This window comes from Bradyrhizobium sp. SZCCHNS1050, assembly GCF_032484785.1.
In the GTDB taxonomy this organism is placed as follows: domain Bacteria; phylum Pseudomonadota; class Alphaproteobacteria; order Rhizobiales; family Xanthobacteraceae; genus Bradyrhizobium.
The window spans coordinates 2,834,448-2,860,289 of record NZ_JAUETR010000001.1; the positions used below are offsets into that span (position 1 = coordinate 2,834,448).

Sequence of the window (25,842 nt, forward strand, 5' to 3'; positions counted from 1 at the left end):
CTGCTCGCTCGAATTGCAGCGCTCTGTAGGATTCGGACTTACAGCGAGCGCTGGATGGTCTCCACGCGATAACACTCGATGACGTCGCCGACACGCATGTCGCCGTAGCTCTCGAAGGCCATGCCGCATTCCTGGCCGGCCTGCACTTCCTTCACTTCGTCCTTGAAGCGCTTCAGGGTCGACAGCTTGCCCTCGTGAACCACGACGTTGTCGCGGATCAGGCGGACATTGGCGCCGCGTTCGACAGTGCCGTCGGTGACGCGGCAGCCGGCGACCTTGCCGACCTTGGAGATGTTGAACACCTCCAGGATCTGCGCATTGCCGAGCATGGTTTCCCGAAGCGTGGGGGCCAGGAGGCCGCTCATCGCCTTCTTCACGTCATCCACGAGGTCGTAGATGATGTTGTAGTAGCGGATCTCGATGCCGTTGCGCTTGGCGAGTGCGGCCGCTTCCTTGTTGGCTCGCACCGAGAAGCCGATGATCGCGGCGTTGAAGCCTTCGGCCAGCGTGACGTCGGACTCGCTGATGCCGCCGACGCCGGCATGCAGGATGCGGGCGGCGACCTCCTCGGTGCCGAGCTTCTCCAGCGAGCCGAGAATGGCTTCCAGCGAGCCCTGCACGTCGGCCTTGATGATCAGCGGGAATTCCTTGCGGCCCACAGTCTTCAATTGCGACATCATCTGTTCGAGCGAACCGCGCATGCCGGAGATCGAGGCTGCCGCGTTCTCGCGCTTCTGATGCGCGCGATAGCTGGTGACCTGGCGGGCGCGGGCTTCGTTCTCGACGACGGCGAGACGATCGCCAGCTTCCGGCGGACCGTTGAAGCCGAGCACCTCGACCGGCACCGACGGGCCTGCCTCCTGAAGCGTCTCGCCCTGGTCCGAGATCAGCGCGCGGACGCGGCCCATCTCGGCGCCGGCGACGATGATATCGCCGACCCGCAAGGTGCCGCGCTGAACCAGCACGGTGGCGACCGGGCCGCGGCCGCGATCGAGCTTGGCTTCGATCACGGTGCCTTCGGCCGGGCGATCCGAATTGGTCTTGAGGTCGAGGATGTCGGCCTGCAACGCGATCATCTCGAGCAGACGATCGAGATTGGTCTTGTTCTTGGCGGACACCTCGACGTCGACGACCTCGCCGCCCAGCGATTCGACCTGCACCTCGTGCTGGAGCAGCTCGGTGCGGACGCGCTCGGGACGGGCGTCGGGCTTGTCGATCTTGTTGATCGCCACGATCATCGGCACCTTCGCCGCCTTGGCGTGGTTGATCGCCTCGATCGTCTGCGGCATGACGCCGTCATCGGCCGCGACCACCAGCACGACGATGTCGGTGACCTTGGCGCCGCGGGCGCGCATCGCGGTGAACGCGGCGTGGCCGGGCGTGTCGATGAAGGTGATCTTCTTGCCGGAATCCGGCGCGGTCACCTGATAGGCGCCGATGTGCTGGGTGATGCCGCCGGCTTCGCCCGAGACCACATTGGCGTGGCGCAGCGCGTCGAGCAGCGAGGTCTTGCCGTGGTCGACGTGGCCCATGACGGTGACGACCGGCGAGCGCGGCTCGGTGTCGGTCGAATCGTCGACGACGTCGAACAGGCCCTCCTCCACGTCCGAGGCGGCGACGCGCTTGACGGTGTGGCCGAGTTCTTCCGCGATCAGCTGCGCGGTGTCGGCATCGATCACGTCGGTGATCTTGTGCATCGCGCCCTGGCGCATCAGCAGACGGATCACGTCGACCGCGCGCTCCGACATGCGGTTCGCCAGCTCCTGGATGGTGATGGCTTCCGGAATCGTCACCTCGCGGACGAGCTTCTCCTTCTGCTCGTTGGCGGCATGGCCCTTCAGGCGCTGGGTGCGGCGGCGGAACGACGCGATCGAGCGCTCGCGCACATCGTCGGCCGTGAGCGCCGTGACCACCGTCAGGCGGCCGCGCTGCTTCTGCGGGCCCGGCTTGTGCGTGGTCTTCGGCGGCGGCGCGGGACGTGCGGCTCCGCCGGGACCCCTGCGGATCTGGCGCGGACCCTCATCCTCGTCCGGACCGGCGGCAACGGCCGCCGGCGCGCGGCCGAGCGGACCGCCGGCGGCAGGACGGGCGCCGGCCGGGCGTGCGCCGGCCGGCTGAGCGCCACCGGGCCGCGAGCTCGGACCACCAATCTGCTGCGGCCGGCTGCCCGGTGCGCCGACGGGCCTGCCGGGGGCGGGCGTCGAGCGGGCCGGAGCGGCTGCGGCGGGCTGGGGCGCGGATGTCGCCGGACGGGGCGCCTCGCCTTCACCGAACCGCTTCTTGGCTTCGAGCTCGGCCTTGCGCTTGGCTTCCTCTTCGTGACGGTGCCGCTCTTCCTCGGCCTTGCGGCGCGCCTCGGCAGCCTCGCGCTCGGCGCGTTCGGCGGCTTCGCGCTCGGCGCGGCGGCGGGCTTCCTCTTCGGCCTGGCGGCGTTCCTCGATGTCGCGCACGCGGGCATCGGCCAGCGCGCTGGCGCGCGCCGAGCGCTCGTCCTCGGTCAGGGTGCGGAGCACGACGCCGGACCCGCCGCGCTGCGACGAGCCGGATGGGCGCGGACCGGATGAGCGCGGCGATGGCGGGGGCGGCGGCGCCTTGGCGACGGTCGGCTCCGGTGCATGCGGAGCATCAGGCCCCCCATCGCCGACGCGGCGCTTGCCGCGCTTCTCGACCACCACCTGCTTGCTCCGGCCATGTGGGAAGCTCTGGCGTACCGTGCCGGTCTCGACGCGCGGCTTCAGCGTCAAGGTCTTGCTCGGGACACTCAGTTTCTTGTCGCCCGGAGTGTTGTTGTCGGCCATTCAGTCGTCCTAATCTCGTTACCAGCGTGCGGGCTACCGCACCGTCTCATTCGTGCAATCGTCGCGATGTCTTCGTAGCTATGGCTTCAAAGTGCTATGTCTTCGAAGTCGAAGCAGATTTCGTGGCCGCGGTTCCGGCAATCTTGTCAGCGTCGGCCGACCGGTATCGGACCAGTGTCTGGCTGCGCGACAGGAATGTCCTGCTCGCCGGGCCTGCGAGCACGGCAGCATGTATCACATTTGAGCGCCCAAGTGCCAAATCCAATTCTGCCGAAGTGAGACAGCAGATGATCGGAATTGTCGGGGCTTGGTCCTGACCCCCGTCGTTCGGCCGCACCAGCGCGTCGAGCTTGCGGATCCCGTCGGCTGCGCCGTCCGCGGCATGGACGAGGGCTGCCAATGTCGACCGTGCTGGCCGCTGCGACAGCGCCGCTTCCACCTTGGAGAAACCGGAGGCGACCTGACCGGCCTTGGCGGCAATCCCCAGCGCTTCGATCGCGCTGCGGGCCAGCAAGGCTTCCAGGTCTGCGGCAAGGGTTGGCGGGACGCGGACGTTGGTCTTGAAGCCCCGGCTGAAATGGTGACGCCGCACCGCCTCCGCAACCGCCTGGCGCGAGGCGGTGATCCACAAGCCCCGTCCGGGCAGCTTGCGCTTGATGTCGGGCACGACCTCGCCCGACGGGCCGACGACGAAGCGGATCAGCTCGCCGATCGGCCGCACTTCGCGGCTGACCGCGCACATGCGCATGGTCGCGGACTTCTCGGTCCGCGGTCCATTGTCGAGCTCGGGGTCGGCCAAAGCGAGCATGCGGTGATGCGGCTCCTCATCTCAAGCGAGCTGGGTCAGGGTGGGGGTCATCGTGGTGTCCATGGGGCGAGCCAAGCGGGTCAGGCGGGCTGTCCTTCGGTCGTTTCGTCCTCATTCTCGGGTTCGGCTTCGGCCTTGGCGAGGTCAGCCTCACTGACCCAGCCGGCCTTGACGCGGGCCTGCATGACCATGGCCTCGGCATCGTCGCGGGAGATATCGAGACCGTCGAGAATGCCGGGGAATTTGGTGGCTTCGCCACCCTCCTTGCGCTCGGTCCAGCCGACCAGATCGTCGGTCGCGCAGCCCGCGAGGTCCTCGACCGTCTTGATGTCGTTCTCGCCGAACTTGACCAGCATCTTGGTGGTGACGCCGGGCACGTCCTTCACCGCGTCCTCGACGCCGAGCTCCTTGCGCCTAGCCTCGAGCTCGGCTTCCTGCTGCTCGAGGAATTCGCGGGCGCGGGTCTGCAGCTCGGTCGCGGTTTCCTCGTCGAAGCCCTCGATGCCGGCGAGATCCTTGAGGTCGACCAAGGCGAGCTCCTCGACCGAGGTGAAGCCTTCGGACGCCAGCAGCTGGCCGACGACCTCGTCGACGTTCAGCGATTCCATGAACACGCGGGTGGAATTCTCGAAGTCGGCCTGGCGGCGCTCGGATTCCTCCTGCTCGGTCAGGATGTCGATGTCCCAGCCGGTCAGCTGCGAGGCGAGGCGGACGTTCTGGCCGCGGCGGCCGATCGCCAGCGAGAGCTGGTTGTTGGTGTCGGGCACCACGACCTCGATGCGCTCGCGGTCCTCGTCGATGACGACCTTGGCGACTTCGGCCGGCGCCAGCGCGTTGACCACGAAGGTCGCGATGTCGGGCGACCACGGAATGATGTCGATTTTCTCGCCCTGCAGCTCGTTCACCACCGCCTGCACGCGCGAGCCGCGCATGCCGACGCAGGCGCCGACGGGGTCGACCGAGGAGTCGCGGGAGACAACGCCGATCTTGGCGCGCGAGCCGGGGTCGCGAGCGACCGCCTTGATCTCGACGATGCCGTCATAGATCTCCGGCACCTCCTGCGCGAACAGCTTGGCCATGAACTGCGGATGGGTGCGCGACAGGAAGATCTGCGGGCCGCGGGTCTCGCGGCGGACGTCGAAGACGTAGGCGCGGACGCGGTCGCCGTTGCGGAACACCTCGCGCGGCAGCATCTCGTCGCGGCGGATGATCGCCTCGCCGCGCCCGAGGTCGAGGATCACGCTGCCATATTCGACGCGCTTGACGACGCCATTGACGATGTCGCCGATGCGGTCCTTGAACTCCTGGTACTGCCGGTCGCGCTCGGCCTCGCGCACCTTCTGCACGATGACCTGCTTGGCCGACTGCGCGGCGATGCGGCCATATTCCAGCGGCGGCAGGGTGTCGGCGATGGTGTCGCCGATCTGCGCGCCCGGGTTGGCGCGGCGCGCGTCATCCAGCGAGATCTGGTTGGAGGGGTTCTCGACCTTCTCGACCACCAGCATGTGGCGCGACAGCCGCAGCTCACCCTTCTTCGGATCGATCTCGGCATGAACGTCGGTCTCGCTGCCGTAGCGGGCGCGGGCGGCCTTGGCGATCGCGTCTTCCATCGCCGCGATCACGATGCCGCGGTCGATCGACTTCTCGCGCGCGACGGCGTCGGCGATCTGCAGCAGTTCCAACCGGTTGGCGCTGACGGCCATGGCTCAAATCTCCTCTAATCAGGATCGATCTCGCCTCTGCGCGCGCGATCGGCGGCGAGGCGATGTTTCTTGGTATTGGTCGGCAGCGGCTTCTTGGCCGGCTTGTCGTCTTTTGCTTTCGGCTTCGGCTTGGGCTTCGCCTGGGCCGCCGGCTTGGCGTGCGGCGCCAGCGGTGGGACGATTCCAAGCTCGCGCTTCTTCTCGCGCTCGGCCGCCTTGCCGCGGCGCATGGATTCGGCGATCAGCTCGTCGGTCAGCACCATCTTGGCGTCGCCGATGTCGGCCATCAGCAGCACGACATCCGGCTCCTGGTCCTTGGCCACGTCATCGCGGGTGATGCGCACGCCGTCGCCTTCGACGCCGGCGATGGTGCCGCGGAAGCGTTTGCGGTTCTGATGGGCCACCGCCATCTCGATCTTGACGAGATGACCGATGTGACGTTCGAAATCGGAGCGGCGGACCAGCGGCCGGTCGATGCCCGGCGAGGAGATCTCGAGCCGATAGGCACCGTCGATCGGATCGGCGATGTCCAGCACCGGCGACAGCGCCCGCGACACCGCCTCGCAATCCTCGATCTGCATCGTGCCGTCGGGACGCTCGGCCATCACCTGGACCGTGCAACCACCTTCGCCCGAAATGCGGATCCGCACCAGGCGGTACCCCATTCCCTGCAGCACCGGGTCGGCCACCGCCGCCACGCGCGCCGCGACGCCCGGCTCGACGACGAGGCGGGGCTCGGTCAGGAGGTCGGTGTCAGCGGTTGCGAACGTAGGTTCCGTCATCGAGGCGTCGATCGCGTGTCTTGCTTGGTTGGGCCGTCGGGCCTGTTCGATCGCGCTCACCGGACCGATCCCGCCCGTGGCGGAGCGATCCAGGTAACAAAAAAGAGCGGGTCCGGAAGGGCCCACCCTCACTACGCGATCGTATATGAGATGATGTTTGATGGCGCTCATATAGCCGCTTTGCCGCCTGACGGCAAGGGTCGTGTCGCCTCAAACGGCGCCTGGAACTGGGAATTTGCTCCGCGCCAGGACTGCGGATCGGATCGTTTTCCCCGACCGGGAACGGCCGAATGCCGCAGGGTCTAACCCTTCATTCACCAAGATCGCTTAAAAATGAGCTGAGTTCGTGCTTTTCGCCCCCGTCGTCGTGCCGCACGGAGTGGAGCGCACGGAAACGTGTCGCGTTGCGTATCGAGTAGACGTCATGACCCCGGCAACCGCGCTGATCCCCGGCCTCGGCGGGATCGTCAGGCAGGGCAATGCTGAACGCGGCCTCGAGGCCACGCGCCGCATCGCCGACCTGTTCTTCGAGGATGCGACGAAGCTGCGTCCCGAGCACATCAATCTGTTCGACGGTCTCCTGATCGATCTGGTCCCGTTCGCGGATCTGCCGACGCGGATCGATCTGGCGGAGCGGTTGTCGCGGCTCCTCAAGGCGCCCCGTGCCGTCGTCAGCCGGCTGGCGCGCGACGACGAGGTCGCGGTGGCGGGGCCGCTGTTGCGCCGTTCGCTCGTGCTCGACGATCCCGTGCTCATCGCTATTGCGCGCGACAAGAGCCAGGGTCATTTGCTCGCGATGGCAGAGCGGACGCGCCTATCGGCCGATACGACCGATGTGCTGGTGCGCCGTGGCGATCGCGACGTAGTGCGGCGGGCCGCTGCCAATGATGGCGCAGCGTTTTCCCCGCGCGGCTATGCCGCGCTGATCCACCGCGCGAGTTCAGACGGCGTGCTGACGCTCACGGTCGGCCGGCGCGCAGATGTTTCCGACGATCATCTGAAACAACTGCTGGCCGGCTCGCTCGATGTCATCAGGCGGCGGCTGTTCGATGTCGTGCCGCCGGACAAGCAGGCGAGGATCAGGCAGGCTCTCGCCGAACTCGCCGATGCGGCGCGTACAGCGCATAGCACGCGCGATTTCGTGCCGGCGCAGCGGACCATCCTGTCGCTGTATGAAGCCGGTGCCTTGGACCAGTCGGCGTTGTTCGGCTTCGCATCCGAGCACAAATACGAGGAGGTCATCGCGGCGCTCGCCGCAATGACGGGATTGAAGATCGCGACGCTCGACCGACTGGTGTCGGGCAATCGTCACGATCCGCTGCTGATCCTGGGGCGCATGATCGGGCTCGATTGGCGCACCGTGCACTCACTGATCCTGCTGCGCCTCGGACCGAAACGCGTGCCGGCGCAGCGCGATATCGATGCGATCAGGGTCAACTACGCGCGCCTGCTGCCATCGACCGCCGAACGCGTCGTCGCGTTCTGGAAGACACGACACTGAGTGACCTCGCCGGCGCAGCGGTCAGCGCCGGCTGAAGATCAGATAGTTGGCGACGCGGCCTTCGCGCGTGGCCTTCCGCCCGTAGCGCGTCATGGTGTAGCCCGGCCAGGGCAGACGCCAGTCGTCGGCGCGCTCGGCCGTCCAGGCGAACTCCGGCGAACGCAGCAGATGCCACAACGTCCAGGCGCAATAGTCGGCGATGTCGCTGACGAAGCGGAACTCGCCGCCGGGCTTCAGGACGCGCGCCATCGCTGCGATCGTCGCATCCTGCACGAAACGCCGCTTCCAGTGCCGCCGCTTCGGCCAGGGATCGGGATGGATCAGGTCGATCCGCTGCAGCGACTGCGGCGGCAGCCAGGCCAACAGCTCGGCGGCGTCGCCCGCCACCAGCCTGATATTGCCGATGTTGTCGGCCTCGATGGCCGACAGGATCTTGGCCATGCCGTTGACATAGGGCTCGCAGCCGATGAAGCCGGTGGTCGGAAACGCCTTCGCTTCGGCGGCAAGATGCTCGCCGCCGCCAAACCCGATCTCCAGCCGCAGCGCGTCGACCGGCGGATGGTACAGCGTGGGCAGCACGGCTTCCGCGGGCGCGGCGAGATCGAGCGCGAGGTGCGGCAGCAGGTTGTCGACCAGGCCGGCCTGATGCGCCCGCAGCTTGTGGCCCTTGCGCCGGCCGAAGAACGAGCCCTGACCGTGCAGGGCCTCGGTGCCGGTGTGATCGTCGTCGACGGGCATGTTGATCGCTGGGCTCATCGCAGGGTTTGATAGAGACGGTAGAGCAGCCTTGTCCGCGGCTCGATCGAGGAAATGTACATCTGCTCGTAATGCGTATGCGCGCCCTTGCCATCGACGCCGAGCCCATCGAGCGTCGCCGTGAACGGTGCGGTGAAATTGCCGTCGGAACCGCCCCCGGTATAGGTGTCGACCAGCTCGAAGCCGATCTCGTCGGCCAGGGATTTCGCATGCTCGAACAGGGCGGCGCCGGCGTTGCCCTTGACGTAAGGCGGCCGGTTCACCTCGCCGCTCACTTCGACCGTGACGCCATCGCTGCGCGAGGTCAGCCCCAGGATCTTGGGCAGGATCTCCGCGGCATCGGCAGGCGTCGGCAGCCGTGCATCGACCTCGGCATAAGCTTCCTCAGCGATCACGTTGGGACGGGTGCCGCCGCGCACGACGCCGACATTCACGGTGATGCCGCGGGCGGGGTCGTTGAGCGCTTCGAGCGCATGGATGACGTTGGCGAGTTCGCGGATCGCACTGCGTCCATCCTGTGGACGCGCGCCGGCGTGCGCGGGCACGCCGCGGATTGCCACGTCGAACCGCGCCACGCCCTTGCGTCCGGTCACGATCTTGCCGCCGTCGCGCGCCGGCTCGGTGACGAGGACGTATTTGGCCTTGCGGCCTTCCTCCTCGATCAGCGCGCGCGAGGTCGGGCTGCCGATCTCTTCATCCGAGACGAACAAATGAGTAATGCCGAGGGGCGATTTTTGACCCTCTGCGCAGAGCTGACGAAAGGCGTGAAAGGCGAGATACGCGCCGCCCTTCATGTCGTAGATCCCCGGACCGTACGCAACGTCGCCGTCGACTGAGAACGGCAGCCGCGCGATGAACCCGATCGGATGCACCGTGTCGAGATGGCTCAGGACCAGGATGCCCGGCTCGTCCTGTCCCCACGCCGACCGTGCGACGAGGTGGTCGCCGCAGCCGTCGCGTCCGGCGATCCGTTCGATCGTGGCATCGAGCCCGCGATAGCCATCCGCGACAAGGGAAGCCAGCTTGTTGACCTGATCAGGCGCCTCGGTCGGGGTCTCGAGCTCGACCCATTGGCGGATGCCTTCGAGAATTGTGCGACTATCGAACGGGCTGCTGCTGGTGGTCATGAGCTTTGTAAATCGTTCTCGATGGTTACGAAGTGGTAGCAGGCGGTGGACGCGCTTGGCGCGTCGCTGGGCGGGTTGGCGGCTGGGACGCCGGAGTTCCAGGCCACATGTGCATAAAAAGATTTAGAGCGCGATAGCCTTTCCCGAAGGGGAGCCATCGCGCTCTATTGGTCGTGATCCAACCTGTCTATCGGCTCATTCGTCCGGCGGAACGCAGCGTGCCCAGCGCGTCGTCCGCAAACGTGCCCCGCTGATGGCCCCCCGAGGGCGCTGACATTCCTATGAGAGTGATCACGATAGGAATGTCAGCGCCGGCGCATCAGCTAGCCTTCTTCCGGAGCTTCGCGATCAGCGATCTGCTCGACCAGGTCGACGATGCTGCGACGAAGCTTCGAATCGTGGATCCGCGTGAATGCGCGGGTCAACGCCAGTCCTTCGGAGGTTGCCAGGAAATCAGACACATAGGCGGGCGAAGCGCCTTCGCCGAAAGCTTCACCGTTGGTCCCGCCACTCGGGACCCCTTCGAACAGGAAGGAGACCGGGACCTGCAGAACCTCCGAGATCTGCTGAATCCGGCTGGCGCCGACTCGATTGGTGCCTTTTTCGTACTTCTGTATCTGCTGGAACGTGAGTCCGAGAGCCTCACCGAGTTTTTCCTGGCTCATGCCCAACATGATACGGCGCATCCGCACCCGGCTGCCGACATGCTTGTCAACAGGGTTGGGCGCTTTCGTCGACATCTCTCAACTCCTTAGAATGGGCCTCGGAACGAGGCGGTCGCAGTATGCCTCAGGCGCTCACACCGTCAATTTATGTTCGCATGTCGTACTAACGAAGACGGCCGAGCAACGAACTGGACGGCTCATGCTGCCGCGCGAGAATGCGAATTGCAGCAGCTATCTGTCAACACTTGGGGTTTTGCTTGTCAAAAAAAATCTTACGGACCCGGAAAGAATCGAGATCTTGCTGTCGTCAGGGAAGCTTTTGAGCAACACGTCTGCGAACGACGGTGCTCAGGGCGATCACTAACAGGATCGCAACCGGAATGTCGCCGAGCCTTGCATAGGCTGTCGGCTGCAACGCAACAGGCAGCGCGGAATCCAGCACGCCCTCTGCGCCGAGAGGCAATTGCTTAACGATACGGCCGACGGGATCGATCACTGCGGAGATGCCGGTGTTCGCAGATCGAACTAATGGAAGTCCTTGCTCGATCGCGCGCCACTGCGCTTGCTGCAGATGCTGATGAGGCCCAGTCGAAATGCCGAACCAGCCATCGTTCGTCAAGTTGACGATCCAGCCCGGTCGTTCTTCGGTCGGCACGCTGTCACTCGGAAAGATCGCCTCGTAGCAGATCAAGGGAAGAACACGCGGAGCGTGTGGCACGTCCAGGTTGCGTCGCGCCGTGCCGGGGATGAAGCCGCCCTGCACCCGCGTGAGCTGCTCGAGCCCGATCCGCTCCAGCAGATTCTGGAACGGCAGGAACTCGCCGAACGGGACCAGATGGAGCTTGTCGTAGACCGACAGCACGGTGCCGTCGTGATCGATCACGTAGATCGAATTGTAGGCCCGGGTGATGGGGGTGTTGCGAGGCGCGTCGGGGGCGCGGACCGAACCGGTGATCAGCACCGTGCCCGGCGACAGCAGGTCGGCGATCTGGCCCATCGCGTCCGCCTCGCGGGTCAGGAAGAACGGGAACGCCGATTCCGGCCAGATCAGGACGTTGGTGTCCCGGACGCCGGTGGCGTTCGGGCCGGAGGCGCGGTCCGACAGCGCCAGATAGCGGCGCATGACATCGACCTTGGCGCCATAGTTGAATTTGACGTCCTGCTGCAGGTTCGGCTGCATGATCCGCAGCTTGAGGTCGGCGACGAAGGCCGTCGGATGCAGGCCGAGCCGGATGGCGCCGAACACGCCCATCATCACGAGCAGGGCGGCGGCCGCGGCCGGCGCCCGCCAGCGCTCACGCCATGTCTTGCCGTCGATCAGCACCGCGGGGCTGGCAAAGATCGCGGTCGCCAGGAACGTCATGCCCCAGATCCCGATCAGCGAGGCCGTCTGCGCCAGCGCGAGCGGCTGCGACAGGGCATAGCCGAACGTGTTCCAGGGAAAGCCAGTCAGCGCGTGGCCGCGCAGCCATTCGCTCGCGGTCAGGCAGACGGCGAGCGCCAGGATGCGGGTTGCATCACGCGTCCAGATCAACCGGGCCAGGGCGAAGCCCAGGGCCGGAAACAGCGCGAGATAGGCCGGCAGGCCCAGCACGGCGAACGGCATCAGCCAGGCGAAGGTGTCGGCATCGACCAGGAACGCGTTGCCGATCCAGTAAAGGCCGGGGACGAAATAGCCCATGCCGAAGCAGAAGCCGGTGAAGGCGGCAGCCGGGATGCCGCGCCGCCGTCCCGCCGCGGCGCCATCGATCAGCCAGACCAGAACCGGGAAGGTGATCGCAAGCACCGGCCAGGCGTTGAACGGGGCCATCGCGAGCGAGGAGAGCGCGCCGGCGGCGAGCGCGATCGCCGCACGCTTCCAGCCCCAGGCCAGGACAACGCCAATGGCGAGGCCGCGAATCGTCGATGGGCGGATCACTGTGAGCTGGCTCCATCGCCCCGTGGCGGGCTGCTATCGTCGTGGACCGGCGCAGGGCCGGCCTCTGTCGGCGGCGGCTCGGCCGGGACGTCCGTGTCGGCCGGGGTCGCTTCCGGCGCAACGTCTCGACGCCGGCTTTCGCGCTGCGGGCGGGGAGTCGGGCGTTCCTTGCGCGGCGCGATGCGCAGGCGCTTGACCCGGCGCGGATCGGCATCGAGCACCTCGACCTCGAAATTGCCGGGGCCGGAGATCAGCTCGCCGCGCACCGGCAGCCGGCCGACATGGTTGACGAGATAGCCGCCGAGCGTCTCCACCCCTTCGCCCGCCTCTCCCGTCACGAACTCCTCGCCGATCACCCGGCGTACGTCGTCGAGGCTGGCGCGGGCGTCCGCGATGAAGGCGTTGTCGGCCTGCCGCACGATCGCCGGCGGCTCGTCGCTGTCGTGCTCGTCGTCGATCTCGCCGACGATCTGCTCGACGATGTCCTCGATGGAGACCAGCCCGTCGGTGCCGCCATATTCGTCGACGACCAGCGCCAGATGGATGCGCGAGGCCTGCATCTGCGCCAGCAGGTCGATCGCGCGCATCGACGGCGGCACGTAGAGCAGCTTGCGGATGATGTTGGCCTCGAACAGCGGCATCGACAGATCGACGGCCTTGAGATCGAGGCCGGCGGGCAGCGGCTTCTTGCGCCGCGCCTTCACCTCGTCGGAGACCCGGGCCTGCGCTGTGGTGAAGGCGAGCAGGTCGCGGATGTGCACCATGCCTTCGGGGTCGTCGAGCGTGTCGTTGTAGACGACGAGGCGCGAATGCGATGCGCTCTCGAACAGGCTCATCAGTTCGCCGAGCGTGATGTCGCGCCGGACGGCGACGATGTCGGCACGATGCACCATCACGTCGGCGATGCGCCGCTCGTGCAAATCGAGGATGTTGCGCAGGAGCGTGCGCTCGACCGCGGAGAAGCCGATGTCATCGGGCGTCGAGGCATCGAGCACGACCTGCAGATCGTCGCGAACCGAGCCGCCGCCTTTCCAGCCGAACAGGTTGCGCAGCGCGCGAAACAGCCAGTTCTCGCCCGGCGAGCGGCCGAGCTCGGCCGGCGGCACCACGGCCGGCAGATTGCGCGTCTGGCGCGGATTGTCGTGGATGGGCTCGGAATCGGCCATGGTCAGTTCATCCGTTCCCGGTCGGCATAGGGATCGGGGATGCCGAGATGGGCCAGGATCTCGGTCTCCAGCGCCTCCATCTCCTCGGCCTCGTCATCGGTCTCGTGATCGTAGCCGATCAGATGCAGGAAGCCGTGCACGGTGAGATGGCTGAGATGATGCTCGAACGGCTTCTGTTCGTCGTCGGCCTCGCGCCGCATCGTCTCATAGGCGATGGCGATGTCGCCGAGCATGCGCGGGGCATCATCCTCGCCGCGCGGTCCGGTCGGCTGCAGCGCCGGAAACGACAGCACGTTGGTGGGCTTGTCGATGCCGCGCCAATTGCTGTTCAGGGTGCGGATGCCCTGGTCGTCCGTCAGCATGACGGCGATCTCGGCGTCGCCGACATCGGCATCGACCATCTCGGCCGCGGCGAGAATGGCGCGTTGTATGACGTCCTCGGCGTCAGGCTGGTCCTGCCAGCAATCGGCTGCGACGATCACCTCGGTCGTTGGAATGGGACTTTGTGGCATCCTGGTCGATATCTGTGCGGATGGCGCTGGAACGACGCGACCATCGGCGTGCTTGCTCTCGCGTCAGCGGGCTTTCGGCCCCTCATAGGCGGCGACGATGCGCGCCACCAATTCGTGGCGGATGACATCCTCGCCGGTGAACCGGACCTGCGCGATCCCCTCGACACCGTCGAGCAGGCGCGCGGCTTCGGCGAGTCCGGAGGTCTGGCCGTTCGGCAAATCGACCTGCGAGGGATCGCCGGTGATGATCATGCGGCTGTTCTCGCCGAGACGCGTGAGGAACATCTTCATCTGCATCGATGTGGTGTTCTGCGCCTCGTCGAGGATGATCGCGGCGTTGGTCAAGGTGCGCCCGCGCATGAAGGCGAGCGGCGCGATCTCGATCTCGCCGGCCTGCAGCGCGCGCTCGACGATGCGCGCGTCCATCAGATCGTACAGCGCGTCGTAGATCGGGCGCAGATAGGGATCGACCTTCTCACGGAGGTCGCCAGGCAGGAAGCCGAGCCGCTCGCCGGCTTCGACCGCCGGGCGTGAGAGGATGATGCGGTCGACTTCCTTCCGCTCGAACAGCTGCGCCGCATGCGCGACCGCAAGCCAGGTCTTGCCGGTGCCGGCCGGGCCGATGCCGAACACGAGCTCGTGCCGCTTCAGCGCGCGGATGTAGGAATCCTGCGCGGCGGTGCGGGCGCGCACCGGGCGCTTGCGCAGGTTGATGCTCTCGAACGCGTTCTTGGCGTTCTTGGCGTCGAACTCGAACAGCGAGCCCTGCGCCACCACGGCGCGGATCGCGCCCTCGACGTCGCCCTGCGCCAGATCGTGGCCCTTCACGGCCTGCGCATAGAGCGATTCGAGCACGCGCCGCGCGGCATCGCAGCCGTCGCGTGTTCCGCCGATGGTGATGTGGTTGCCGCGGGAATCGACGACGACGCCGAGCCGTCGTTCGACCAGGGCCAGATTCTGGCCGTAAGGCCCGACCAGGGCGGAGGCGGCACGGTTGTCGTCGAAATCGATGACGACCTGGGTCTCGGGGGGCATGGACATGTCGCGGTCGTACTTGCGGCTGGGAGCGAGGGAAGACGGATCCGATGCGCTCTTGGGCAAGTGCTCAGCCTCCGATGGACACGAGGGGCGTGGGGGAGATCACTGCCGGCGCCGCCGTGACGAGCTCGCCGAGCAGGCTGTAGCGTTCGAGACTGTCGATCCGCACCGGCAGAACCTGGCCGATGATGTCGTCGGACGCCATGACGTGGGCCGGCTGCAGATACGCGGTCCGTCCGACCAGTTGCCCGGGCTTGCGCGCTGGCCGCTCGAACAACACGTCGACGACCTGGCCGATCGCGGCCTTGTTGAAGGCTGCTTGCTGGCTGTCGATCAAGCTCTGGAGGCGCTCCAATCGCTCGTCCATCTCGGTCGCTGACACCATCTCCGGCATGTCCGCTGCCGGAGTTCCCGGGCGCGGCGAATACTTGAACGAATACGCCGCAGCGTAGCCGATTTGGTCGATCAGGGCGAGGGTGGCGCGAAAATCTTCCTCGGTCTCGCCCGGGAACCCGACGATGAAATCCGAAGAGAATGCAATGTCGTGACGGGCGGCGCGAAAACGGTCGACGACTTTGCGATAGTCAGTCGCCGTGTGTTTGCGGTTCATGGCGTTCAGGATGCGGTCAGATCCCGACTGAACCGGCAGATGCACGAACGGCATCACCGCTTCGAGATCGCGATGCGCCGCGATCAGGCTGTCGTCGACGTCGTTGGGATGGCTGGTCGAGTAGCGGATCCGCGCCACGCCCGGAATCTCGGCGATCCCATGGAGCAGCCGCCCCAGCGTCCAGGGCCGGCCGTCAGGGCCTTCGCCGTGATAGGCGTTGACGTTCTGGCCGATCAGGGTGATCTCGCGAACGCCATTGTCGACGAGCTGCGTCACGTCGTCGACGATGCGTGTCACCGCACGCGACATCTCGCTGCCGCGCGTATACGGCACCACGCAGAAGGTGCAGAACTTGTCGCAGCCTTCCTGCACGGTCACGAAGGCCGAGACGCCGCGGGCGCGGATCGCCTCGCGGCTGGGCTTCGCCAGGAAGCCGAACTTGTCCTGGGCCGGGAATTCGGTCTCGATCGCCCGCTCGCCGCGGCGGGCCTGGGCCAGCAGCTGCGGCAGATGGTGGTAGCTCTGCGGGCCGACCACGACGTCGACGGTGGGGGCGCGGGCGATGATCTCCTCGCCTTCCGCTTGCGCCACGCAGCCGGCCACCGCGATCTGCATCGTCCGGCCGGCCCGCGCGGCGTCCTCCTTCGCGACCCGCAGCCGCCCGAGCTCCGAATAGACCTTCTCGGAGGCCTTCTCGCGGATGTGGCAGGTGTTGAGGATCACGAGATCGGCGTCACCGGCCTCGGCGGTCTCGACGAAGCCCTCAGGCCCCAGCGTGTCCACCATGCGCTGGGCATCGTAGACGTTCATCTGGCAGCCATAGGACTTGATGTGCAGCTTGCGCGGCGGCGTCATGAACCCTTGCATGCAGTCGGAGGCGCGCCCAATTCGGCGCCGCGCTCAGATATAGGCTAGGGGGCCGAAAATCCAGCGATCGCGGGCTTTTTCTCGGCCAGCCGGCTCAGAATCGCCGGCAACTGCCGCATGTCGTCGAAAACCACGGTGGCGCCGGCCGCGCGCAGGTCGTCGGCGTGCCCGGGCCGGCAGTGGCTGCCGCCGTGAAACCCGAGCACTGTCATGCCGGCGGCGACACCGCCCCGGATACCGGCCGTGCTGTCCTCGACCACCACGCAGGCCGTGGGACGCGCCTTCATCTGCGCTGCGGCGAACAGAAACAGATCGGGCGCGGGCTTGCCGTTCTCGACCTGGGAGGATGAGAAGATGTGCGGGGCGAGGCGATCGTAGAGCCGGGTGGCGCCAAGGCTGACGCGCATGCGCTGGTGCGAGCCGGAGGAGGCGACGCACACCGGCACGTCGATGGTGTCGAGCGTCTCCGCGATCCCGTCGATGGCCGCGAGGTCCTGCTCGAAGGCGCGGAACAGGCGATCCTGCAGTTTCGGGTTGAAATCGTCGGGCAGGGAACGGCCGAGCTCGGCCTCGACCTCGAGCTTCGCCTGTTTCAGGGAGCGGCCCAGGAACCGCGCGAACACCTGCTCGGTCGTGATCGGATAGCCGCACAGGCTGAGCACGTCGGCGTGCGTCTGACAGGAGATCACCTCGCTGTCGACCAGCACGCCATCGCAATCGAAAATGACGAGATCGAGGTTCGAAGCCGTCGCCGCGTCAGCCATTCGTCTCTTCGTCGAGCGGCACGCAATACAGCTCCAGCCGGTGATCGACCAGCTTGTAGCCGAGCTTGCGGGCGATCTCGGCCTGCAGCTTCTCGATCTCCTCGGAGGTGAACTCGATCACCTTGCCGTCGCGCAGATTGATCAGATGATCATGATGGCTGTCGCGCATCTGCTCGTAGCGGGCGCGACCCTCGCGGAAATCATGCCGTTCGATGATGCCGGCATCCTCGAACAGCTTCACGGTGCGATAGACCGTGGAGATCGAGATCTTGTCGTCGACGGCGACGCAGCGCCGGTACAACTCCTCGACGTCGGGATGGTCGCAGGCTTCCGCGAGCACGCGGGCAATGACCCGGCGCTGCTCGGTCATGCGCATGCCGGTGGCGGCACAGCGGGCCTCGATTCCGGTGGAATTGAGCGCTGGCGTGGTTTTCAAGGAGGTCATCGTGTCTCGCCTCAAGGATGCGCTTTCTGCCACCAAGCGCAGGTTACGACAAGTCCCGGCGCATCAGAAGCGCATTCAACTGTTCCCCGCCGGGCTGAAGGTAATAGCGTTCCCGACGGCCCACGGTCGCAAATCCGGCGCGTTCATAGAGTCGGCGGGCCGGCTGGTTGTTTTCCTCCACTTCGAGAAAGACCGTCCGGACCCCGCGCCCCGCGAGGTGCCCGAGATGCTGCAGCAACAGATCACGAGAAAATCCGCGGCCGCGCTGATTTGGGTCAAGTGCAACTGACAATATTTCCGCTTCGTCCGCGCCGATTCGCGAGACGATGAAGCCGATGAGCTTCCGCCCGAGCCGCAGCCGATGGATCATGGTGTTGCGCTCGGCCAGCATCGCCTCGAACTCGCCTTCGCCCCAGCCGCGGTGAAACGAGGCGGCGTGGATCTGGGCGAGCCTGGCGGCGTCGCGCGGCGCGGCCGCTTCGATCAACGGTTTGGGGCTGCCGAGCCAGCGGAAGAACATGTTCATGACGAGACGGCCGTCTGCGCCGGTTGACGCGCCGCCCCGGCGGGCGGCTTGACGTCGGGCGCGCGCAGATAGAACGGTCGCGCCGGCGCGTGCGCCGGGTCGGCGGCCGCGCCAAGCCAGGCGACCCAGCCGATGTCGGGTCCGTCTTGCGAGTCGACCGCAACTGGCGCGGCGGCTTCCTTGGGCCACCGCTCGGCCAGCAGCGCCGCGGCGTTGCCGACGAGGTGCGGGGCGCCGAGCCGCGCGGCCGGCAGGACGTCGTCTGTCGCAGCGACCTGGGGCGCGACCAGTTCCTCGCCGCTGCCGCTCACGACTTGGTAGTAGACATGGTCGTGCCGGGCATCGATCGCCGAGATCACCGGGTTGGCGCGGTCCTCGCTGACGATCGGCGCCGCGTAGGCGGACAGCGTGGTCACGCCGACGACCGGCTTGTGCGCCGCCAAGGCAATGCCGCGCGCGGCGGAGAGGCCGACGCGCAGCCCGGTGAAACTACCAGGACCCGTCGTCACCGCGATGCGGTCGAGCTCGTGGAAGCCGACGCCCGACTGGCGCATCACGCGCGCGATCAGCGGCATCAGCGCCTCGGCGTGGCCGCGCTTCATCGGCAGCGTTTCCTCGGCGCGCATCGCGGCCGAATCAGTGTCCAGAACGGCAGCCGCGCAATGGTCGAGGGCAGTATCGATGGCGAGGATCAACATCCGGTCAGATTCACATTGAAAGGAGCGCCGAATACCTTTTTGGGGCTTTGATAAAGTCGGTTGCCGCTTTCTTACATCCTGATCGGGAAAAACGCATCACGGCGCACGACCGCAAACTACTGAATTGGCGCTCATTCAAGCAAATCTTTCCGGGCTGTTGGATTGATCGTCCGGTTCGACGCTCAGGCCGCCGCGCCATCCCGGTGGCAAAGGCGATGCCCGGCGCGATGAGGCCGGGTCGAGGCGATCAATCGCTCGCAAGCTGGTGCTCGGGTTCGGCACCGACGGCATGGGGATCACCGCCTCATCCGGGCCAGCCTCAAACGCCCAATTCCGCTCGGTCAAGTTCGAGCCCAGTGGGGGGCGATGAGCAGGTCCGGCGAAAGTGCCGATTGGCGCGAGTCTGGGCGGCGTCGGCGAAGCCGGTCGGCGCGCCGAGCGCGGTGACCAGCGAGATACCGTCGAGCATGCGGCGGGGGCGGCCGTGGCCGCCACCCTCGGCGGCGCAGCGTGAGCGGAGGCTGATTGGCGCGCAGATCTGTTCGCCAACCCCATTCGCCATTGCCTTCCTACATCGGCCGGACTTCAACCACCTCGGGCACGAAGTGCTTCAGCAGGTTCTGGATGCCGTGCTGCAGGGTCGCGGTCGATGACGGGCAGCCCGAGCAGGCGCCCTTCATGTTGAGATAGACGATGCCGTCCTTGAAGCCGCGGAAGGTGATGTCGCCGCCGTCATTGGCTACGGCCGGACGGACGCGGCTCTCGATCAGGTCCTTGATCATGCCGACCGTCTCGGTGTCGGCCTCGTCGTAGAACTCGTCGTCCTCGTCGGCGGATTCGTCATTGGCCGCGCTGCCGTCGGCGAGCAGCGGCGCGCCCGACATGTAGTGCTCCATGATCGCGCCGAGGATCGCCGGCTTGAGGTGCTGCCACTCACCGTCGCTCTTGGTGACGGTGATGAAATCGGCGCCGTAGAACACCCCGCTGACGCCGTCGACGGCGAACAGGCGCTCGGCCAGCGGGGAGCGCGCGGCGGCGTCGCGGCTGCCGAACTCCATCGTGCCCGCGGGCAACACGACGCGGCCCGGGATGAACTTCAAGGTGGCGGGATTGGGGGTGGCTTCGGTCTGGATGAACATGGTTTTCTCCGGCAGCGCCGGTTCAAGGCCGGCCTGTGGTGTCCTCATAGCAGATGGCGCGAACGCGCGCACGATCAAGGGGGCATGGCCGGCGTTTCAGATCTAAGCCTATGAAAGAGCGTCGAGATCGGCGTCACCGAGGTCGCCCGGCACGATCACCAGCGGGATCGGGAAGGCTCCGCTCGTCTTCGTGACATGGGTGACCAGCGGGCCGGGGCCCTCGGGGCCGGAATGGGCGGCGAGCACCAGCAGCGCGATGTCGCTGTCGTGCTCGATCGTCTCCAGGATCTGCGCCGTCGGCTCACCTTCGCGGATCACCCGTTCCGGCGCGGTCACGCCGATCGCCGACAGCAGCGCCGCGGCCTGGTCGAGCTCGGCATGGGCCTGCTCCTGCGCCTCGGCCCGCATCAGATCGGCGACCCCCAGCCATTGCTGGTTCTGGTCCTCCGTCTCGATGACGTGCAGCATGACGATACGGCCGCCGGAACGGACGGCCCAGCGGCCGGCATAGCGGACCGCGCGGTCCCACTCCTCGCTGTCGTCGACCACGACCAGGCATTTCGGCGCATGGCCGGTCTGGTAGCTCTGCCGCTGCGCCGCCATCGCGTTCCCGCCTGCTGCTGCGAGTCGATCCGGCCGCGATGCTGCCACAGCCCATCTCCGTTGGGGAGAGGGCAGCGGGTTCCATCGCGCCCGCAACGACAGCGGTGGTGCGGCTTCTAGTAGCGAGGATGTCGCTTCGCTCATCCTGGCTGCGGCCGCAAGGCCGACTCCGGAGCGCGCGCCGTGCTGCTTAGGGCTTGCGGATGAAGCCGACGATGTCCTTGGCCGTCTTCATGGTCTCCGCGGCGATGGCCTGGGCGCGGTCGGCGCCGTCGACCAGCACGGACTCGACGTAGCCGGGATCGGCGGTCAGGCGCTTCATCTCCGCGGCGATCGGCCCGAGCTTGGTGACGCACAGCTCGACCAGCGCGTTCTTGAAGCTGGAGAACTGGCCGCCGCCGAAATCCCTGAGCACATCGGCCTTGCTGCGGTCCGACAGCGCGGCGTAGATGCCGACGAGGTTGTCGGCCTCGGGACGTGCGTCCAGCCCCTTTTCCTCGGTCGGCAGCGGCTCCGGATCGGTCTTGGCCTTGCGGACCTTCTGCGCGATCGTATCGGCATCGTCGGTCAGGTTGATGCGCGAATAGTCCGAGGCATCGGACTTCGACATCTTCTTGGTACCGTCGCGCAGCGACATCACGCGCGTCGCGGGACCGGTGATGAGGGGTTCCGGAAGCGGGAAGAACAGGCCGTCGCCGAAGCCGTGGCTGCGGATCGAGTCGCCGTAGTCATTGTTGAACTTCTGCGCGATGTCGCGGGAGAGCTCGAGATGCTGCTTCTGGTCCTCGCCGACCGGAACATGGGTGGCGCGGTACAGCAGGATGTCGGCGGCCATCAGCACCGGATAGTCGTACAGACCGACCGATGCGTTCTCACGGTCCTTGCCGGCCTTCTCCTTGAACTGCGTCATGCGGTTCAGCCAGCCGATGCGCGCAACGCAGTTGAAGATCCAGGCGAGCTCGGCGTGCCCTGAGACCTGGCTCTGGTTGAAAACGATGTGCTTCTTCGGATCGATGCCGGCGGCGATGAAGGCGGCGGTGACCTCGCGGGTGTTGCGCGCGAGTTCGGCGGGGCCGCCCCAGACATCGATCGGCATCGTGATCGCGTGCATGTCGACGACGCAATAGATGCAGTTGTGCGTCTCCTGCATCTTCACGAAGTTGACGATCGCGCCGAGATAGTTGCCGAGATGCAGGTTGCCGGTCGGCTGGACGCCCGAGAAAACCCGTTCCACGAAGGCCATGGTCACTGTTCCGGATGAATGGATTTGGGGTCGTTTGGCACGTGCGCCTCAAAGGTGCAAGTCGCCGGCGGGCTTTTGCCGGATCGCCCGGACGGTTTCGCGCCAGCTTATGGCGCCCAGGGACAACAGAAGCACGCCGTAGAGGATGATGGCGCCGCTGATCAGGGCGGCGAGCAGGGCGGCCGCGCCGAGATGGCTGCTGCTCCACGTGCCGGCGAAGCGTCCGGCGACGGTCCAGAGGACCGCGCCCATGACCATCGCAGCCAACGTGATGCGCGGCAGCCGGCGCCGCGAGGCAGGGGGAAGCGCGAAACCGAAGCGCGTGGCGCCACGCCGGATCAGGACCGCCGCATTGGCCCAGGCACCGAGCGCGAGCCCTGCCGCGATGCCACTTGCCGCAGACAATTGTGCGAGCAGGAACGCCAGCGCGATCGCGACACCGCATCCGATCAACGTCGCGCGCAGCGGCGTCCGCGTGTCCTCGCGCGCGAAGAAGGCGGGCTGCAGCGCCTTGGTCAGCACCTGCGCCGGCAACGCTGCCGCGAGCCAGGTCAACACCTGCGCCGTCGCGGCGGCATCGTCCGAACTGAATGCGCCATGTTCGAACAGCAAACGAATGATCGGCTCGTTCAGGATCATGAGTCCGAGCGTCGCAGGCAGCGCGAGCCCGATCGTCAGCTCGAGGCCGCGCGATTGCACCTCCGCCAGAGCCTCCTCGTTGCCCTCGTGCAGCGCGCGCGTCAGCTCCGGCACCAGCACCGTGCCCATGGCAACGCCGACGAGCCCGAGCGGCAGCTCGATCAGGCGGTTGGCGAAATACAGCCACGACACCGCGGAAGGCGAGGTGGAGGCGATGACCGCGCCGCCGACCGCGAGCAATTGCGGGCCGGCGCTGGCGACCATGCCGGGCAGCGCCTTGGCGAAGAAGCCGCGCATTTCGGCATGGAAGGTGACGCGCACCGGCGAGGCGAGGGGGCCGTCGCGGCCTCGCCGCGCGAGCATCGCGAGCTGCAGCAGCCCGGCGACACCGATCGTGGCGGCGAGCAGCAGCGCGGCGCTTCCAGGGTCCGGATGTTGCATCAGCAGCACGATGGTCACGCTGATCAATGCCACGTTGAACAGCAGCGGGGCGAAGGCCGCGAGCGCAAAGCGTCGTTGCGCGCTGGACAGTGCGAGCAGCACCGTCGAGGGGCCGGCAAAGGCGAGATAGGGCAGCATCAGCCTGGCATCGTTGACGGCCAGGGTGAGCGTCTCTTCACCGGCGAAGCCCGGCGCGAGCACGGTCATCACGAACGGCATCAGCAGCGCCAGCACCAAGGTGGCGGCGAGCAGGCCGGCGCTGATGGTGCCGAGCACGCGGCCGGCAAAAGCTGCCGCATGTGTCGTACCAGACTGCTGGTATATTCGCAGCCAGGCCGGCACCAGGGCTGCATTGAGCGCGCCCTCCGTCAGCAATCGCCTGACGACGTTGACGAGCTGAAACGCCGCGAGAAATGCGTCCGCGACCGGACCGGCGCCGAGCAGCGCGGCCATCAGCGCATCCCGGACGAAGCCGAGCAGGCGCGAGGCCAGTGTTCCTGACAACACAGTCACGAATGAGCGGATCATCAGGCTTCTATAGCAGCGCCGCTTGTGATAGGCCGCAGCGTTTGCAAAACGCCGTAAACGGGGCCAGTGGATGACTGACGCGAAATACGATGTTCTCGGGATCGGCAACGCGATCTTCGACGTGCTGGTGCATGCCGATGAAGCCTTTCTCACCCGGCACGGCATGACCAAGGGCAGCATGGCGCTGATCGACGAGGCCCGCGCGGCCGCGATCTATGCCGATATGGGTCCGGCCACCGAGATGTCCGGCGGTTCGGGGGCCAACACCATCGCTGGCCTCGCCAGCCTGGGCGCGCGTGCCGCTTACGTGGGCAAGGTCAAGGACGACCAGATCGGCCGGATGTACCGGCATGATATCCGCGCCGCCGGCGTCACCTTCGATACCGTGCCCGCTGCCGACGGCCCGGCGACCGGCTGCTGTTACATCCTGGTGACGCCGGACGGCGAGCGCACCATGAACACCTATCTCGGCGCCGCGCAAAATCTCACCGCCGCGGACATCGATCCCGCGCAGATTGCGGCGGCGCGCATCATCTATCTCGAAGGTTATCTGTGGGACCCGAAGGACGCCAAGGATGCGTTCGTGAAGGCGGCGGCGATCGCGCATGACGCCGGACGCGAGGTCGCGCTGACCTTGTCGGATTCGTTCTGCGTCGATCGCTATCGCGAGGAGTTTCTCGACCTGATGCGCGGCGGCACCGTCGATCTCGTCTTCGCCAACGAGGCCGAGCTGCATTCGCTGTACCAGACCTCGGATTTCGACGGCGCGCTGAAGCAGCTGCGTGAGGACGCCACGCTCGGCATCGTCACCCGCAGCGAACAAGGCTGCGTCGTGGTGTCGAATGACGGCGTGATCTCGGTGCCGGCGCATCCGATCGAGAGCCTGGTCGATACCACCGGTGCGGGCGATCTGTTCGCCGCCGGCTTCCTGTTCGGGCTGGTGCGCAAGACCGGCTATGAGATGGCCGGCCGCCTCGGCGGCCTCGCCGCGGCCGAAGTGATCCAGCATATCGGCGCGAGGCCGCAGGTGTCGCTAAAGGAATTGGCGGCTCAGAACGGACTGAAGGTGTAGGTCGAAGCTGTGGTCACGCAGCCGTTCTCTTGCGCTTCCGACACCACTCTCTGCACCGTGATATCTCTGCACCGTCATGGCCGGGATTGACCCGGCCATGCACGCTTCTTGAGTTGTCGTCGTGAAAGACGAGGATGCCCTGGCCGAGCCCGGACATGACGTCGAACTAACAACGAGTCCGCTCGGAGCGGGACCGAGCTATCAATCTGATCACGCCGCCTTCTGTCCGCCCGCGGCATCGAGCCCGGCATAGACCCCGCGTTCGAAGCCGGCAAAGGTCTCCAGGCACAGCCGGTCGGCGAACGGCAGGAGCTGCATCAGGATCACGCCGGTGACGTCGCGCGCAGGATCGATCCAGTAGTAGGTGTTGGCGAGGCCGGCCCAGGCGAGGCTGCCGGCACTGCGGCCCTCCGGGGTCTGCGCCGTCGTGATCATGAAGCTCAAGCCCCATTTCTTGACGATGTCGGGATAGAGATCGACGTCGTTGGTCACACCGGGCACCGCCGCGGCCATCTTCGTCATCTCGAGCTCGCCGATATGGTTGTCGCGCATCGCCGCGACCGTCTCGGGCTTGAGCACCTGGTTGCCGTTGCCGCGGCCATTGTTGAGGATCATCCGGGTGAAGCGGATGTAGTCGCCGGCCGTGCCGTAGAGCCCGCCGCCGCCCATGTGGAATTCCGGCTCCTGCTCGAGCTCGAACGGGATCGGCGCCAGGCTGCCGTCCTCGCCGCGGGCATGCATGCCGACCAGACGCGCGCGCTGCGACGGGCCGAGCTTGAAGCCGGTATCGTCCATGCCGAGCGGTGCGAACAGATGGTCGCGCAAGTACGCGTCGAGCTTCTGGCCGCTGGCGGCCTCGACCGCCTTGCCGACGAAATCGATGTTGATGCCGTATTCCCAGCGCGTGCCCGGATCGGAGGCGAGCGGCAATTTGAGAGCGTCGTTCTTGCAGGTGATGATGCCGGGCGTTCCGGCCTTCTGCACATAGGTCGCCATATCGCCGTTCCACATGTCGTAGCAGAAGCCGGCGGTGTGGGTCATCAGATGGCGCAGCGTGATCGCGGTCTTCGCCGGCCGCAGGATCGGCTCGCCATTGGCGTCGAAACCGTCGAGCACCTTGGGCGCGGCGAGGTCCGGCAGCACCGTGCCGATCGGCGCATCCAGCGACAACCGGCCCTGCTCGACCAGCTGCATCCCGGCCGCGCAGGTGATGGCCTTGGTCATCGAGGCGATCCAGAACACGCTGTCGGTGGTCATCGGGTCGTCGCGGCCGAGGTCGCGCTTGCCGAAGGCGCCTTCGTAGATGATGCCGTTGCTGTCAGCGGCAAAGGCGACGACGCCGGGAATCTCTCCCGCCTCCGCCTTCTGCCGCAGCACGCCGTCGATGTCGGTCTTGTTCTGCATGGTCTCCTCCGTTCCGTTCTTGATGACGGTAGGCGATTGTTTCTCGGGCCGGCCTGGGCAGCAAGGACCGCCGGTCTCACGGCCGGTCG

At 66.6% G+C, this 25,842-nt stretch carries 23 protein-coding genes; 2 read left to right on the top strand and 21 right to left on the bottom strand.

What is annotated here, in order from left to right; genetic code table 11:
* Positions 1-38: 38 nt before the first annotated feature.
* The 4 genes from infB to rimP all read right to left on the bottom strand — a co-directional run bounded on the left by infB (position 39) and on the right by rimP (position 6,091).
* A complete protein-coding gene (gene infB / locus QX094_RS12910) occupies positions 39-2,798 on the bottom strand; it encodes a translation initiation factor IF-2 (RefSeq protein ID WP_315716924.1) in 2,760 nt (919 codons plus the stop codon).
* A 94-nt stretch (positions 2,799-2,892) separates the two neighbouring features.
* On the bottom strand, positions 2,893-3,606 hold the full coding sequence (locus QX094_RS12915) for an RNA-binding protein (RefSeq protein ID WP_316183719.1): 714 nt from the start codon (positions 3,604-3,606) through the stop codon (positions 2,893-2,895).
* An 80-nt stretch (positions 3,607-3,686) separates the two neighbouring features.
* The gene (gene nusA / locus QX094_RS12920; protein WP_315716926.1) at positions 3,687-5,309 is read right to left on the bottom strand and encodes a transcription termination factor NusA; all 1,623 of its coding nucleotides are present in this window, start codon (positions 5,307-5,309) and stop codon (positions 3,687-3,689) included.
* A 14-nt stretch (positions 5,310-5,323) separates the two neighbouring features.
* Complete coding sequence (gene rimP / locus QX094_RS12925; RefSeq protein ID WP_316173533.1) at positions 5,324-6,091, bottom strand: ribosome maturation factor RimP; 768 nt, start codon at positions 6,089-6,091, stop codon at positions 5,324-5,326.
* A gap of 424 nt (positions 6,092-6,515) precedes the next feature.
* On the opposite strand from rimP, the gene QX094_RS12930 reads away from it, so the two are divergent.
* Complete coding sequence (locus QX094_RS12930) at positions 6,516-7,592, top strand: DUF2336 domain-containing protein (RefSeq protein WP_316173535.1); 1,077 nt, start codon at positions 6,516-6,518, stop codon at positions 7,590-7,592.
* 21 nt (positions 7,593-7,613) lie between these two features.
* Here the strand turns inward: QX094_RS12930 and QX094_RS12935 are convergent, their stop codons facing one another.
* From QX094_RS12935 to murJ, 16 genes are all read right to left on the bottom strand, one after another.
* A complete protein-coding gene (locus tag QX094_RS12935; RefSeq protein WP_316173537.1) occupies positions 7,614-8,348 on the bottom strand; it encodes a tRNA (guanine(46)-N(7))-methyltransferase TrmB in 735 nt (244 codons plus the stop codon).
* On the bottom strand, positions 8,345-9,475 hold the full coding sequence (locus QX094_RS12940; protein WP_316173539.1) for a M20 family metallopeptidase: 1,131 nt from the start codon (positions 9,473-9,475) through the stop codon (positions 8,345-8,347). Before QX094_RS12940 ends, QX094_RS12935 begins: the two co-directional genes overlap by 4 nt.
* Before the next feature lie 323 nt (positions 9,476-9,798).
* Positions 9,799-10,215 (bottom strand): helix-turn-helix domain-containing protein, encoded by a 417-nt coding sequence (locus tag QX094_RS12945; RefSeq protein WP_006615449.1) that lies wholly within the window; start codon positions 10,213-10,215, stop codon positions 9,799-9,801.
* Positions 10,216-10,447: 232 nt separating this feature from the next.
* On the bottom strand, positions 10,448-12,058 hold the full coding sequence (gene lnt / locus QX094_RS12950; RefSeq protein WP_316173540.1) for an apolipoprotein N-acyltransferase: 1,611 nt from the start codon (positions 12,056-12,058) through the stop codon (positions 10,448-10,450).
* Positions 12,055-13,224, bottom strand: a complete 1,170-nt coding sequence (locus QX094_RS12955; RefSeq protein WP_316173542.1) for a hemolysin family protein — start codon at positions 13,222-13,224, stop codon at positions 12,055-12,057. The genes lnt and QX094_RS12955 overlap by 4 nt, the downstream gene beginning before the upstream one ends.
* Positions 13,225-13,226: 2 nt before the next feature.
* A complete protein-coding gene (ybeY, locus tag QX094_RS12960) occupies positions 13,227-13,736 on the bottom strand; it encodes an rRNA maturation RNase YbeY (RefSeq protein WP_315716933.1) in 510 nt (169 codons plus the stop codon).
* A 63-nt stretch (positions 13,737-13,799) separates the two neighbouring features.
* The gene (locus QX094_RS12965; RefSeq protein WP_315716934.1) at positions 13,800-14,777 is read right to left on the bottom strand and encodes a PhoH family protein; all 978 of its coding nucleotides are present in this window, start codon (positions 14,775-14,777) and stop codon (positions 13,800-13,802) included.
* Between the two features lie 64 nt (positions 14,778-14,841).
* Positions 14,842-16,239, bottom strand: a complete 1,398-nt coding sequence (gene miaB, locus QX094_RS12970; protein ID WP_315751787.1) for a tRNA (N6-isopentenyl adenosine(37)-C2)-methylthiotransferase MiaB — start codon at positions 16,237-16,239, stop codon at positions 14,842-14,844.
* A 56-nt stretch (positions 16,240-16,295) separates the two neighbouring features.
* On the bottom strand, positions 16,296-17,015 hold the full coding sequence (locus QX094_RS12975) for an HAD family hydrolase (RefSeq protein ID WP_316166351.1): 720 nt from the start codon (positions 17,013-17,015) through the stop codon (positions 16,296-16,298).
* On the bottom strand, positions 17,008-17,460 hold the full coding sequence (locus QX094_RS12980) for a Fur family transcriptional regulator (protein WP_315716937.1): 453 nt from the start codon (positions 17,458-17,460) through the stop codon (positions 17,008-17,010). Before QX094_RS12980 ends, QX094_RS12975 begins: the two co-directional genes overlap by 8 nt.
* Positions 17,461-17,503: 43 nt before the next feature.
* The gene (rimI, locus tag QX094_RS12985) at positions 17,504-17,986 is read right to left on the bottom strand and encodes a ribosomal protein S18-alanine N-acetyltransferase (RefSeq protein ID WP_316166350.1); all 483 of its coding nucleotides are present in this window, start codon (positions 17,984-17,986) and stop codon (positions 17,504-17,506) included.
* A complete protein-coding gene (gene tsaB, locus QX094_RS12990) occupies positions 17,983-18,684 on the bottom strand; it encodes a tRNA (adenosine(37)-N6)-threonylcarbamoyltransferase complex dimerization subunit type 1 TsaB (protein ID WP_316166349.1) in 702 nt (233 codons plus the stop codon). The genes rimI and tsaB overlap by 4 nt, the downstream gene beginning before the upstream one ends.
* Before the next feature lie 569 nt (positions 18,685-19,253).
* On the bottom strand, positions 19,254-19,823 hold the full coding sequence (locus QX094_RS12995) for a NifU family protein (protein ID WP_315716940.1): 570 nt from the start codon (positions 19,821-19,823) through the stop codon (positions 19,254-19,256).
* A gap of 108 nt (positions 19,824-19,931) precedes the next feature.
* Entirely contained in the window at positions 19,932-20,426 is a 495-nt protein-coding gene (locus QX094_RS13000) for a universal stress protein (RefSeq protein ID WP_315716941.1), read from the bottom strand.
* A gap of 190 nt (positions 20,427-20,616) precedes the next feature.
* Positions 20,617-21,669, bottom strand: a complete 1,053-nt coding sequence (gene trpS / locus QX094_RS13005; protein ID WP_316166346.1) for a tryptophan--tRNA ligase — start codon at positions 21,667-21,669, stop codon at positions 20,617-20,619.
* A 48-nt stretch (positions 21,670-21,717) separates the two neighbouring features.
* Positions 21,718-23,277, bottom strand: coding sequence for a murein biosynthesis integral membrane protein MurJ (murJ, locus tag QX094_RS13010; protein WP_316173544.1), 1,560 nt, complete (start codon positions 23,275-23,277; stop codon positions 21,718-21,720).
* A 70-nt stretch (positions 23,278-23,347) separates the two neighbouring features.
* On the opposite strand from murJ, the gene QX094_RS13015 reads away from it, so the two are divergent.
* The gene (locus QX094_RS13015) at positions 23,348-24,349 is read left to right on the top strand and encodes an adenosine kinase (RefSeq protein WP_315751792.1); all 1,002 of its coding nucleotides are present in this window, start codon (positions 23,348-23,350) and stop codon (positions 24,347-24,349) included.
* Positions 24,350-24,559: 210 nt separating this feature from the next.
* Here the strand turns inward: QX094_RS13015 and QX094_RS13020 are convergent, their stop codons facing one another.
* Positions 24,560-25,753 carry a serine hydrolase domain-containing protein gene (locus tag QX094_RS13020; protein ID WP_315751793.1) on the bottom strand — a complete coding sequence of 398 codons (1,194 nt, stop codon included), beginning with the start codon at positions 25,751-25,753 and terminating at the stop codon, positions 24,560-24,562.
* Positions 25,754-25,842: the final 89 nt, after the last annotated feature.

Coding starts and splice junctions, on each gene's coding strand:
- infB (WP_315716924.1), bottom strand. CDS start 2,798: ATGGCCGACAACAACACTCCGGGCGACAAGAAACTGAGTGTCCCGAGC.
- QX094_RS12915 (WP_316183719.1), bottom strand. CDS start 3,606: ATGCTCGCTTTGGCCGACCCCGAGCTCGACAATGGACCGCGGACCGAG.
- nusA (WP_315716926.1), bottom strand. CDS start 5,309: ATGGCCGTCAGCGCCAACCGGTTGGAACTGCTGCAGATCGCCGACGCC.
- rimP (WP_316173533.1), bottom strand. CDS start 6,091: ATGACGGAACCTACGTTCGCAACCGCTGACACCGACCTCCTGACCGAG.
- QX094_RS12930 (WP_316173535.1), top strand. CDS start 6,516: ATGACCCCGGCAACCGCGCTGATCCCCGGCCTCGGCGGGATCGTCAGG.
- QX094_RS12935 (WP_316173537.1), bottom strand. CDS start 8,348: ATGAGCCCAGCGATCAACATGCCCGTCGACGACGATCACACCGGCACC.
- QX094_RS12940 (WP_316173539.1), bottom strand. CDS start 9,475: ATGACCACCAGCAGCAGCCCGTTCGATAGTCGCACAATTCTCGAAGGC.
- QX094_RS12945 (WP_006615449.1), bottom strand. CDS start 10,215: ATGTCGACGAAAGCGCCCAACCCTGTTGACAAGCATGTCGGCAGCCGG.
- QX094_RS12955 (WP_316173542.1), bottom strand. CDS start 13,224: ATGGCCGATTCCGAGCCCATCCACGACAATCCGCGCCAGACGCGCAAT.
- ybeY (WP_315716933.1), bottom strand. CDS start 13,736: ATGCCACAAAGTCCCATTCCAACGACCGAGGTGATCGTCGCAGCCGAT.
- QX094_RS12965 (WP_315716934.1), bottom strand. CDS start 14,777: ATGTCCATGCCCCCCGAGACCCAGGTCGTCATCGATTTCGACGACAAC.
- miaB (WP_315751787.1), bottom strand. CDS start 16,239: ATGACGCCGCCGCGCAAGCTGCACATCAAGTCCTATGGCTGCCAGATG.
- QX094_RS12975 (WP_316166351.1), bottom strand. CDS start 17,015: ATGGCTGACGCGGCGACGGCTTCGAACCTCGATCTCGTCATTTTCGAT.
- QX094_RS12980 (WP_315716937.1), bottom strand. CDS start 17,460: ATGACCTCCTTGAAAACCACGCCAGCGCTCAATTCCACCGGAATCGAG.
- rimI (WP_316166350.1), bottom strand. CDS start 17,986: ATGAACATGTTCTTCCGCTGGCTCGGCAGCCCCAAACCGTTGATCGAA.
- tsaB (WP_316166349.1), bottom strand. CDS start 18,684: ATGTTGATCCTCGCCATCGATACTGCCCTCGACCATTGCGCGGCTGCC.
- QX094_RS12995 (WP_315716940.1), bottom strand. CDS start 19,823: ATGTTCATCCAGACCGAAGCCACCCCCAATCCCGCCACCTTGAAGTTC.
- QX094_RS13000 (WP_315716941.1), bottom strand. CDS start 20,426: ATGGCGGCGCAGCGGCAGAGCTACCAGACCGGCCATGCGCCGAAATGC.
- trpS (WP_316166346.1), bottom strand. CDS start 21,669: ATGGCCTTCGTGGAACGGGTTTTCTCGGGCGTCCAGCCGACCGGCAAC.
- murJ (WP_316173544.1), bottom strand. CDS start 23,277: ATGATCCGCTCATTCGTGACTGTGTTGTCAGGAACACTGGCCTCGCGC.
- QX094_RS13015 (WP_315751792.1), top strand. CDS start 23,348: ATGACTGACGCGAAATACGATGTTCTCGGGATCGGCAACGCGATCTTC.
- QX094_RS13020 (WP_315751793.1), bottom strand. CDS start 25,753: ATGCAGAACAAGACCGACATCGACGGCGTGCTGCGGCAGAAGGCGGAG.